This is a genomic window from Pyxidicoccus sp. MSG2 (genome assembly GCF_026626705.1).
Lineage (GTDB): Bacteria > Myxococcota > Myxococcia > Myxococcales > Myxococcaceae > Myxococcus.
Window position 1 is genome coordinate 7,138,806 of the sequence record NZ_JAPNKC010000001.1, and the last position, 11,139, is coordinate 7,149,944.

The following is an 11,139-nucleotide window of genomic DNA, read 5'->3' on the forward strand; positions in this document are numbered from 1 at the left end:
GCATTAGCACACCCACCTGACGGCCTCACACGGGGCCCATGTATCAGTCTCGTGACGGCGCGAGGACTCGACGTCTCACGGTGGGTATCAACAGGAGTAGCAGCCACCACGCCACGGCGGGGCTCGCCGTGTCACAGCCGCACCCGGAGCTCTCCTGGGGTGACTCCGTCCCAGGTGGCCTCACCCGTGTCTGGACGGTGATGGGGAAGCTGCACGTGGCGGTGTTGTGCGCGGCATCCGTCGCGGTGACCTCCACCAGGGTCCTCCCGTAGGTGAACCGGCTGCCCGACGGGAGGCTGTAGGTCACCTCGGGCGTGGAGACGCTGTCCGCCACGGTGGCCGGCGGGTACTGCACCGCGGCGCCCTGGTCGTCGGATGTCTCCACCACCTTGCCGGACGGGCACTGGAGCGAGGGTGGCGTGGTGTCCGAGACGGTGACCACGAAGTCGCAGTGCCGCACCTGGAAGCCGGAGGCGTCCGCGGTGGCCTGCACCGTCGTGCTCCCCAGAGGGAAGACGCTCCCGGGCGGATGGCTGTACTGGATGGACGTGGACGTGGGGACGCCGTCCGCCAGGAGCGCCGGTGCATAGGAAACGCTGGCGCCTGCGCTGCTCGTGGCCTCCTGCCGGGGAGGGAAGGGACATGTCACCGAGGAGGGTGCCAGGAGGCGCGGCTCGACGCCGGTGCTGTCGCCGTCGGAGACGATGAGCAGGCCGTCTCCGAAGGGGGTGAAGGCGCGCGGGCGCGAGCTGCCCGAGCCCAACGACAAATCCACCACCCGCGCCGTGCCCTCGGCCGTGCCGTCACTCCTCCACAGCTCCTCGCCGCCCTCGACGTCGTCGATGGCGAAGTAGAGCTGCCCGCCGACCTCGGTGAGCGCCGTGGGCGGAGTGCCCGGCTCCAGCCCTGCCTGGCGCGGGGGGCGGATGTCCTTCACCTCGCGCGTGCCCTCGGGCGTCCCGTCCGTTCGCCACAGCTCCCGGCCGTTGGGGCCCTCGGCGACGAAGAAGACCTGCGAGCCCACCGTCGTGAGCGACGTGAAGTCGGGGTAGTACACGTCGGTCGGCGCCTCGTAGAGCTTCACCGTGCCCGTGGGCGTGCCATCCGTCCTCCACAGCGAGACGCGCTCCCCGCTGACGCGTTTCTCGAAGATGGCCGCGTCACCCAGGATGGCGAGCTGGTCCCCCTCGACCTGGTTGGTGCCGGAGGCGATGTGCGCGACCCGCGCCGTTCCTGCCCCGGTGCCATCGCTCTTCCAGAGCCAGACCTCCGCTCCCGTCGGCTCCGAGGCGGTGAAGTAGAACGAGCGGCTCGCGCTCCTCAGGTTCCAGGCATGGGTGTCCGCGGTTCCCGGCCGCGCGTCCATGAGGAGGAAGGTACCGCTGGCCGTGCCGTCCGTGCGCCACAGCTCCAGGCCCTCGGCCTTCGTGGAGGCCAGGCTGTAGAGGACGCCGTCGACCTTCGCGGGAGGCTCATATGCGGAGTCGTTTCCGGCGCTGCGGAGGGTGTCGTCGGTGCGCTTGTAGCGGACCGTGCCTGCCTGTGTCCCGTCGGTCTTCCAGAAGTCGCTGTAGCCCACCCGGAACAGGAGCGAGCCACCGAGCTCCGTGAAGCCATGGATGTAATAGGCCCAGCCGATGGCGTCGAACCGCATCGTGCCCCCAGGGGTACCGTCCGTCTTCCAGAGGTCCTGGGTGCCCTGCTCGTTGTCCGCGACGAAGAAGAGCGAGCCCTGGTACTCCGTGAAGCGGCGGGGATTCGAGCCCTGAGCGCCTGGCAGGAAGTCGCGTACGAGCCGCGTGCCCCCGGGCGTTCCGTCCATCACCCACAGCTCCCGGCCGGTGAGTCCATCGTCCGCGGCGAAGAAGGCCCGCGTCCCCAGTCGTGCGAAGCCCGTGACGCCGGAGCCGGCGGGGCGGGTGGCGAGGTCCCTCGTCAGGGTGGTGCCTTCCGACGTCCCGTCCGTCTTCCACAGCTCCTGGCCGTGCACGCCGTCGCTGGCGCGGAAGAAGAGCGTCTGTCCGCTGGCGGTGGCGACCGTCCGCTGCGGCACGGCGTCGTAGGCGTCGGGGACGATGTCGTGCACGAGGGCCAGGTCCACGCCATGGGTGCGCCACAGCTCCCGGCCCCGCGTGGCATCCCTGGCGCTGAAGTAGAGCACGCCGCCCACGCTCACGAAGTCGGACGGCTCCGAGCCGCCAGCCCCCGGCATGAGGTCCGCGAAGAGGCGCGTCCCCGCCACGGTGCCATCGCTCACCCACAGCTCCTGTCCGTGCGAGCCATCATCGACGGCGAAGTACAGCCAGCCCCCCACGGCGGCATACGACGGGGTGGAGGAGAGCCGGCCGCCATTCATCTTCTTCAGGAGGACAGTGCCCGCTTCGGTGCCATCGCTCGTCCAGAGCTCGCCCAGGCTCCGGTAGAAGAAGAACCGGCCTCCGACAGTGGTGGACCACACGAAGTAGAAGGTGTCTTCGGGCCACAGGCGCTTGATGCGCGTCAGGCCCGCCGCCGTCCCGTCTCCTCCCCATAGCTCATCGAAGGTCCCATCCGGCCCCGTCACGCTGCGCAGCACGAAGGGCGAAGCCCCGGCGAAATCGAAGCCCTGGATGCCCGCGGCGACGCGCACCGTGCCGGCTTCCGTGCCGTCGCTCCGCCACAGCTCCGGCGAGTCGTCCACCCCCCGGAACGTGGAGAAGAAGAGGACGCCATTCACGTCCACGAACGCGTTCGGGAAGGAGCCGTCATTGCCCTCGCGGATGTCCTTCACGCGCACCGTCCCTGCTTCCGTCCCGTCGGTCTTCCACAGCTCATCGCCATGGTCCGCGTCGAAGTTGGCGAAGTAGAGCCGGTTGCCGCCGCGGGCGAGCTGTCGGGGCCAGGAGTCGCCCTTGAGCCCGATGACCTTCGTCGTGCCGGCCTCCGTCCCGTCCGTCTTCCAGAGGGCCCAGGTGCCCACCGTGGACCCGGGTGAGGTGCTGCTCCGCGCGAAGAAGTAGACCTGTCCGTCGAGCAGGGCCAGTCCGCCGGGAGTGGAGCTCGCGGGCCCGGGGAAGAGGTCCTTGACGCGCACCGTCCCCGCGGGCGTCCCGTCGCTCACGTACAGCTCCCGGCCCGTCACCCCGTCATCCGCCGTGAAGAAGACGCGCTCCCCCACGACGAGCAGCTCATTGGGCGCCGAGGACTCCGTCGAGCGGTTGATGTCGAACGTGAGGGTGGGCCCGAGGCTCGTCAGCGGCTGCGCGCTCGAGCGCGTGCGGACGGACGGTGTCGCCTCGTCACCGCCGGGTGGACTGGCACAGGCCAGGGTGAACATCAGCCCGAACACGGGCGCCGTGTGCCATCGCGAGACTGCCGACATGGTGCTCCTCCTCCAGGAATCGAAGGAAGAGGATGGCGGAGCGGGCTCGCGAGGGCCGTACCACTAAAGTGGTACGGACCGGCGCCAGCGCGGCGAGAATCCGCGGCCATGATGGACCACGCTGTATCGACCTTCCTGTCCGGCTGCGCGCCCTTCCACGACCTCTGCTTCTTCGCGAAGGCCCTCGACGAGCTGATGGAGACGGGGGTGACGAACTCCACCTTCTTCTGCCTGGACGCTGGCGAGCTGACGAAATCCCGGACGTCCGTCGGCTGGACTGCGGTCGCGGCCGCCACCATCAAGCCCCAGGGCCAGATGCGGGCCCTGCTCTACATCGGCGGCCGTGGCGACTTCTGGGAGGTGAACACGCAGACCGTCGAAGAGACGACCGGCCGGATTGAAGGCGTCCGCTTCTCCCTGACCTCGCTCGCGGCCATCGACGACGTCATCTTCGCCTGCGGCATGGGCAGGGAGGTCTTTCGGCGGGAGGACACGGGCCGCTGGACGTCCATGAGCCCGAAGGAGCCGCTGCCCGACACGGGCATCGTGGGGTTCGAGGCCCTCGCGGGCTTTTCGCTCGACGAAATCTACGCGGTGGGCTGGGAGGGAGAGCTGTGGCTGCTGCGGGGCAACCAGTGGCGCAGGCTGGAGAGTCCCGTCTCCACCCACCTGAGCGCGGTCTGCTGTGCCGCGGATGGGAAGGTCTACGTCACTGGCGACGACGGTGTGCTGCTGCGAGGCCGCCTGGACACGTGGGAGGTGCTGGAGACGGGCCGGCGGGAGAACCTGCGGGACGTGCAGGCCTTCGACGGCACGGTGTGTGTCGCCACCGACTTCCGCATCCTGAAGCTGGATGGCCACCGCCTCGTGCCGGAGACGGCCTTCGTGGACGACGACCGCCCGTCCACGTGCGTGCGCCTGCTCCGTGCCGAGGACGGGCTCTTCTCGATGGGTCTGAAGGACCTGTTCCTGTTCCGGGGTGGGAGCTGGAAGCGCCTCGTCTGATTCAGGGCGCGAAGAGCCCTGCGGGGCCTGGGTGTTACCCAGGTATGGCGGGGCTGACACTGAGCGAGCAGGCGCGAGCGGAGCTGGAGGAGACGTTTCGCTCGACACAGGACCGGCGCCCGGCGGAGCGCTGCCATGCGGTGCTGATGGCCGCGCGCGGCCGCAAGCCGAGGGACATCTCCGTCGATGTCGCGGCGGGTGTGCGCACCGTCTTCTATGAGTCAGGACGCAGGAAGAGACGGCCCACGTCCGTCCAGGCCCGGACAAGGCTCCAGCAGGCGAGCCGCGTGTAGCCATCCTGCCGCTGGTGAATGAAGGGGCCGCCTCGGCTTGCCACTCGCCGTCCGAGCCGGACGCCTGTGCGAGGGCTGCCGGGGACTCGGATGCCGGGTGAGCGGGATGCCGCCGCCGACAACCCGGGCCGCCACCGGAGACAGTCCACGGTGCGCGAGGCGGGCCGTGGCTGTGTCCTGCGCGCGGCGATTTCGTCACCGTCGCTGGGATGGACAGACTCTCCTCAACCGTCGAGCGTGGGGCGGCCGCAGGCATCTCCTTCGTGAGGCTCGAGGCAGCAACAGCCAACTCGCCCGACGAGAGTGGGCCATTTGATGGCAACGCCCCCTGCGTAGGCGCGTTGGGTGCCGTGCGCATGGAAGGAGCCGAGGACTCGGGCCGGGCTGCATCAGAAAGAGGAGGGCCGTCCCCATGAGGCGCGTCAGCGCCCTCGTCCGGTGCGTGCGGCTCCGGCTGCGCGTGGTCGGGAGGAGTGCCGCCCCTGTTGTGGGAGCCACCGGGGTCTTCCGTCTTCGCCAACGCGCGCCAGAGGGCCTCGGCCGACGCGAGGACGTCCTCCCGGTATACCCCCTCGTTTCTCTCCGCCAGCACGCGCACCCACTCCGTCAGCGTGCCCCACACCAGGGCTTCGCCCACCCTGGCGCAGCCGGGCACCAGCGCCCCGTCCTGCTCTCCCTTCAGGAGCACCTCGCGCACCATGGCCCGCGCCGCACTGCCGGGCGCCGGCTGCCCTTCGACTTCCGGGTGCCGGTGCAGGAAGGCGAAGGCGAAAGGGCCGGGCAGCCCCAGCGCCCAGTGCGTCAGCGCATTCCAGAAGGTGAAGAAGGCCTCACGGAAGCTGACGCCGTCCGCCCCGTGCTTGCAGAAGAAGGCCCAGTCCACCTCCCGGCAGAAGGTGTCCTCGTGGAAGCTCCGCACCGTCTGGGCGAAGTGCTGCTTGCTGCCGTAGCGCCGGTACAAGCTGCCCACCGACATCCCCACGGACCGGGCCAGCTCCTCGGCCTTCACGTGCTCGTAGCCATGCCGGCCCAGCACTTCCGCCGAGCTCTGCATCATCCCCGAGAGGTAATGCTCCGCGAACGCCATCCCCTACCCCCTCCTGCCCCCTTCCGGGGCGGCCGTCCCGTGGAAGTAATGTTCCTTCCACCATTCCCTTCTACCGGAGGGGGCTGACATGGCTGGTAGGGAGCGCCTGCCATCCCCGGCGGGTAGGCACCCGTGGCCGAGCCCGTTCTCTCGATTTCATCGAGTCAGCTCGTGGGACCGGCGCAGGGGTCCGCGTCGCCGCGCTCCGATTGCTCGGCCTTCAGCAACGCGTGCCTGGCAAGGACTCCTGACGCTCGAGCGGTGAGCCTCCTGGCTCGCGCCACTCCTGGCAGCGCCGCCCCGGAGAGGATTCCCGGACGTGCCGCCATGAATCGAGGCGGTGACGGCAGCGGGCGGGCCTGTCGCTGGACGTGGCGTGGCGGAGCCCCCCTGCGCAGACGCATTCCCATCGTGCGGAATCCGCCTGCGTCTTGAATGAGGCGGTGCCGTGGCGGCATCAACGGTGCGAATGCGGACTCAGCGCTCGGGTACGTCCATGACGGTAGGCGCCGCGTGGCTTGCGGCCTTCCGGGACTCCGGGTGGCAGGGCGCCCAGGCCATCATCGGGGCCTTCGCATGGGGGAACAGATGGTTGGCCTCCCGGAGGATGGCCAGCCCCTGCTCGCACCGCCCCTGCCGCACCTCCGAGTCCCCCAGCAGCACGCGGGCCTCGTAGGCGCCCGGGTCGAGCCGGGCCGCGCGCGCGTACCGCTCCGCCGACCGGGGCTCCTGGTAGACGAGTTGCCGGGCCTGGCCCCTCACCGCGCCGTATGCGAGCGGGCATGCCGTCAGCAGCACCACGCCCGCCATCGCCATCTGTCGTCTTCCCGCCTCGAAGGACAACGTCACCTGCTCCCTTCGCGCGGAGGCGAGCGCGCCCACCACCACCGCCACGAGGAAGGTCGCTGGTGGCGTCAGCAGCACCGTGTCCAGCGCGCCCAGCACGACGAGCGCGATGAGCACTGCCAGCAGCGTCCACCCATCCCTCCGCGTCTCATCCGTCTCTCCGTCATGTATGCGCTTCCAGGCGCCGAGGAGCAGCAACGCTCCCGCCGCCGCCAGCACCAGCAGCGCGAGGACACCTCGCTCCGCGAGCAGCCCCACCCAGTCCGCCTGCGGGAGCGCATCCACCGGCACGAGCGCACCCTCCGAATACGACGGGTCTCCCGGCGTGGCGAAGCGCGGGTACTGCACCGTCCAGTTTCCCGGCCCCACGCCCAGCAGCGGCGCCCCGGCGACCATGTGCAGCGTGTTCGTGTATTGAATCAGCCGCCCGCGCCCGGAGCCCGCGTCGTGCTCGCCCACGCGCCGCAGCGTGTCCGCGTACGAGCCCCGCCACGACAGTGCATCGGGTGCCACGAGCGCTACGCCCGCGCCTCCCAACAGCGCCGCCACCAGGGCCACCGTGTGCCACCGTGCTCCGGCCGCTCGCGTCCTGCCCGTCACCCAGGCTACCAGCAGCAGCACCGCGAGGACGCCCATTGCCAGCCACGCGGCCCGCGAGCGTGAGAGTGTGATGGCCGTGCCCATCAGCGCCACCGTGCCCAGATGGAGCCCGAGCGTGCGCCAGCTTCTCGCGCGCGCGAGGCCGCGCCACAGGACGGGAAGCGCCAGCACGAGCAGGTGCGCGGCGCGGTTGCGGTGCCCGAGCAGTCCACCGGGAGCTCGCTTCTCCGGGGACAGTCCATCGAGCAGTCCATACGCCTCCAGCACCACGGAGAGCGCGAGCACTCCCACGCCGACCGCCACCGTGAGCAGCAACTCCTCCCGCCGCCCCTCTCCAGCGACAACCCGGGCCGCCAGGAAGAGGAGGGTGCCCGAGAGCGTCACACCCAGCGCGCCCAGGGCCAGCCACTTGTTGTGCGCGACGACGAGGGCGGACAGTGCACCGAGCCCCGCGAAGGCGAGCCCCGCCAGGTCCACTTCATCCAGGCGCCATCGCCGGGGCACCGCCAGGCAGGCCACGCCGGTGAGCAGCGCGGCGGCGTGGAAGAGCAGGCCCTTGGGAAGGGTGAACCTGTCCGCCACGAGCCACGCGCGGGGAACGGCCACCCACAGCGTCGCGAGCAGTCCTCCCGCCAGGCAGAGCCAGGGCGCTGCGTCCACGGACCTCCGCGCCCGGAGGGGCTCAGCCGTCATGGCGTGAGTTCTCCCAGGCCGCCCGCTCTTCGGCAACCTCCCGTGCGAGCCCGCACTCATCGCGGAGCATGGCCTCCAGCGGGTAGTCGTGACGCGGCAGGGTGCTCGGTCCTTCGGTGGGGGCGCGAAGTGCGGCCAGCGCTTCTCCAGGCGACTCGCCCCGTGCGAGCCGTGCGTGGAGGGCCCGCACGCGGAGCAGGTCCCGCTGGAGCTCGGGCGCTTCGAGCAGGCCCGACCGGTGAAGCTGGCTCAGCACCCGCAGTTGCGCCCGCCGGGCGCGCTCCGCGTTACCTCCCGTGAGCGGCTCACGGGGCGAGGGGAGCAGGCTGGCCAGGAATGAGGCCTCGAACGCATCCAGCGTGTCGGGCGCCTTGCTGAAGTAGCGCTGGCTCGCGTCCGCCGCGCCCCACACGCCGTCTCCCCACTCCGCGGTGGACAGGTACAGCTCCAGGATGCGGCGCTTGTCCAGGTGGGCTTCCAGCTCGCGCGCGATGAGCAGCTCTCGCAGCTTGCGATGCGGCGTGCGACTCGGGGTCAGGTACAGGTTGCGGGCGAGCTGCTGGGTGAGGGTGCTCCCGCCGCGCCGGGTCTGCCCGCGCAGCCAGCCCGCCGCGACTTCCCTCACCACCCTCCACTCCACGCCCGCGTGGCGGAAGAAGCCGCGGTCCTCCGCCTTCACCACGGCACATGCCAGCAGCGTGGACACGCCCTCCAGGGACGTCTGCCGCAAGGCCGGGCCGTCGTCGGGCCTTTCCTGCTCCCGGGCGCGCAGCCGCATGAGGCTCGTCCGCTCCGGAGTCTCCCGCTCGAGGGGGGACACGTCCGGGACGCTCAGCCACAGCGCCGCCGCATACAGCAGCGGCGCTCCGAGCAGCAGCAGCCCTGCCTTCGTCCGTCGGCGCATCCGTATTCTCCGTGCCCTGGCGCCACACCGGGCGGGACGCGCGAGCGCCCCGCACCGGCCTGGCGCGCCCCGGTCCGCGCTCGAGCGCGGCCGGGGTCAGCTCAGTAGCCGCACCGCACGTCGATGTTGGCGGCCACGTTCTCCTTCGTGAACCGGCTCACGAAGTTGTTGTCGATGACGATGCCCGGGAGGTTCCACGCCGCGGACTGCGCACGGTCCGCGTCGCTGGGGCCGGTGCCGTAGATGTTGTTCGCAACCCCCTCGCACTTCGTCTGGTTCTCCAGGATGGAGTAGGGGTGGGTGTGTACCCAGGCCACGGCATTCGCAGGCGGAGCCAGGGCGCTGGCCCCATCGATGCCGCAGGGCTTGAAGGTCAGGGTCGGGCTCGTCTCCTCCTGGAAGGAGTAGCTCCCATCGGCGTTCTTGATGACCCAGCCCAGCCGCTCACGACGCTCGCTCTCGGGCTGGACCTGGCCGTTCTTCATGAAGTTGGACTTCTCCCAGAGTGACTTGAAGCCCGCCTGCACGGCGGCGGAGTCGACCATGGCATTCCCCGTCTCGCAGGGGTCCTTGTCGTCGTCGTCATCCTCGTCGGGCGGAGGGTCCTCGCCGGGGCCGCCGCCGCACTCGGGCGCCGTCGGGTCGTAATCACACGGGTCGGGGCTGCACCCGGGCCAGCTCGGGTCCATGGTGCAGATGTCCCCGGGACACCCGGGAGCGGTCGGGTCGTACAGACACGGGTCTCCGCCGCAGTTGGGGTCCATGTACGGGTCGCACTCGGGTTCATCGTCGTCATCGTCGCAGTTGCCCCCGGTGCACGCCTCGACGACGACCTCTTCCAGTTCACACGGCGGCTGGCCCTCGAAGCCGCAGCCGTCACCGCGTTGCACCAGTGTGGCGAAGGGGTCTTCCTTCTGGGTGCCCACCTCACTGCAGGCACCCAGCGCGAGAGCCGTGCACAACACCGCCAACACACCGCCAGATTTCATTCGATGAAGAGTCATGGGAACCCCAGAGCAGGAACGCCCTCGCGAACGACTCCTCCTGGAAGGGAGAAGCCGTCACGAGGGCGTCTATTGTCTGGAATTCTCGCCTTGACCTGAAAAACGGTCAAGGCGGGGTGGCGTGAGCGCTGGCTTCAGTCCGCCGTGAAGTACAGGTTGTCCATCAGCAGCTTGTCCGCGGCCGCGCCCTGTCCGGAGATGAAGACGAAGGGCGCGTTGATGGCGTTGAGCTTCACGCCGTTGTTCGCGGTGAAGTCCGCCACCGGGATGGCCAGGTGGTGCCACTCGCCATCGTTCTTGTACCCGTACTTCGCCACGTCGAGCTGCACGCTCTTGGTGGCGTCGTTCATGCCCACCTTCACGCTGGCGAAGCCGGGGTCCTCGGACTTGAAGCTGACGTGCAGCGTCTTCCACGCGTCCAGGTTGCGCGCCGCGTCCCAGTGGATGCCGAAGCCCAGCCACGTCTTGCCCGCGTGCACCACGAGGTCCGCCGCGCGCCCCTCCACATGGTCCTGGGAGGGCTCCATCGTGACGGTGTTCTCGTACAGGTAGACGTGCGTGGTGGTGTTGTCGATGGCGATGTCGTCGGAGCGGCCGCCCTCGTAGAAGCCCACGCCCAGCCGGCGCTGCCCCTCCTGGAAGGGGAAGGGCCCCGGCAGTGCGCCCGCGTTCGGGTCGGTCCCCGCGTCCGGCCGGGTGGACTGCCCCTGGTTCTCGTAGTCCGAGTCCCCCGGCTCCGGCCGGCACGCGGCCACCAACAGCAACAGCGCGAATACGGACTTCTTCATGGCTTCACCGCCCTGTCCTGGCCATTGGCCGTCTGCACCAGCACCCAGCCGCCCTGCACCGTCCCGCCCATCTCGACGATGCCCTTGTACGAGGGCGTCACCAGCTCGTAGGGAATCGTCCCCGTCGCGTCGTACGTCACCGCGTCGGGGAAGTTGTCGAGCACGGACTGGTATGCGCGGATGGCCTGTGCGCGCACCTTGGGCAGGTCCTCCTGGCTCGCCTCACCGTTCTGGTAGATGGAGAGCAGGTCGGTGCCCACGTAGAACTGGGCCTCGCCGTACGGTCCGCGCGCGAGCAGCGTGGCCCACGCGTAGAACGCGGCCACGTGGTCCCCGCTGCCCTGAATCTGCCACTTCGTCTCCGCGCCGGGCGAGTTGAGCCGGAAGGGGTTGTTCGGGTCTTCCAGCACGGACTGGTCCGGATGGATGCCCACGTCCTCGCTGTGGAGCTGGAGCGTGAGTCCGTCCAGCGACTCTCCATACACGTAGCTGGCCTTGTCGTAACACCCGCAGATGCCCACCGCCGCGGCCAGCAAGAGCCACGTCTTCATACGGTTT

9 protein-coding genes and 1 pseudogene are annotated in these 11,139 nt (G+C 69.9%); 3 read left to right on the forward strand and 7 right to left on the reverse strand.

Going from position 1 to position 11,139, the window contains the following annotated elements; translation table 11 throughout:
• Positions 1 to 43 precede the first annotated feature (43 nt).
• Positions 44 to 3,361 (reverse strand): ELWxxDGT repeat protein, encoded by a 3,318-nt coding sequence (locus OV427_RS28165; protein ID WP_267859275.1) that lies wholly within the window; start codon positions 3,359 to 3,361, stop codon positions 44 to 46.
• 108 nt (positions 3,362 to 3,469) lie between these two features.
• On the opposite strand from OV427_RS28165, the gene OV427_RS28170 reads away from it, so the two are divergent.
• From OV427_RS28170 to OV427_RS28180, 3 genes are all read left to right on the forward strand, one after another.
• Entirely contained in the window at positions 3,470 to 4,366 is an 897-nt protein-coding gene (locus tag OV427_RS28170; protein WP_267859276.1) for a hypothetical protein, read from the forward strand.
• Positions 4,367 to 4,410: 44 nt separating this feature from the next.
• The gene (locus OV427_RS28175) at positions 4,411 to 4,659 is read left to right on the forward strand and encodes a hypothetical protein (RefSeq protein ID WP_267859277.1); all 249 of its coding nucleotides are present in this window, start codon (positions 4,411 to 4,413) and stop codon (positions 4,657 to 4,659) included.
• A gap of 698 nt (positions 4,660 to 5,357) precedes the next feature.
• Positions 5,358 to 5,609 (forward strand): hypothetical protein, encoded by a 252-nt coding sequence (locus tag OV427_RS28180; protein WP_267859278.1) that lies wholly within the window; start codon positions 5,358 to 5,360, stop codon positions 5,607 to 5,609.
• Positions 5,610 to 5,641: 32 nt separating this feature from the next.
• Here OV427_RS28180 and OV427_RS50840 read toward each other — a convergent pair.
• The 6 genes and pseudogenes from OV427_RS50840 to OV427_RS28205 all read right to left on the reverse strand — a co-directional run.
• Positions 5,642 to 5,746: pseudogene (locus tag OV427_RS50840) on the reverse strand (hypothetical protein); the annotation flags it as partial.
• A 477-nt stretch (positions 5,747 to 6,223) separates the two neighbouring features.
• Positions 6,224 to 7,885, reverse strand: coding sequence for an O-antigen ligase family protein (locus OV427_RS28185; RefSeq protein ID WP_267859279.1), 1,662 nt, complete (start codon positions 7,883 to 7,885; stop codon positions 6,224 to 6,226).
• Positions 7,875 to 8,789, reverse strand: a complete 915-nt coding sequence (locus tag OV427_RS28190; protein ID WP_267859280.1) for a biosynthetic peptidoglycan transglycosylase — start codon at positions 8,787 to 8,789, stop codon at positions 7,875 to 7,877. Before OV427_RS28190 ends, OV427_RS28185 begins: the two co-directional genes overlap by 11 nt.
• Positions 8,790 to 8,890: 101 nt before the next feature.
• Positions 8,891 to 9,778, reverse strand: a complete 888-nt coding sequence (locus OV427_RS28195) for a hypothetical protein (protein ID WP_267859281.1) — start codon at positions 9,776 to 9,778, stop codon at positions 8,891 to 8,893.
• A 149-nt stretch (positions 9,779 to 9,927) separates the two neighbouring features.
• A complete protein-coding gene (locus tag OV427_RS28200; protein ID WP_267859282.1) occupies positions 9,928 to 10,581 on the reverse strand; it encodes a hypothetical protein in 654 nt (217 codons plus the stop codon).
• The gene (locus OV427_RS28205; protein ID WP_267859283.1) at positions 10,578 to 11,132 is read right to left on the reverse strand and encodes a hypothetical protein; all 555 of its coding nucleotides are present in this window, start codon (positions 11,130 to 11,132) and stop codon (positions 10,578 to 10,580) included. The genes OV427_RS28200 and OV427_RS28205 overlap by 4 nt, the downstream gene beginning before the upstream one ends.
• Between the last annotated feature and the right edge of the window lie 7 nt (positions 11,133 to 11,139).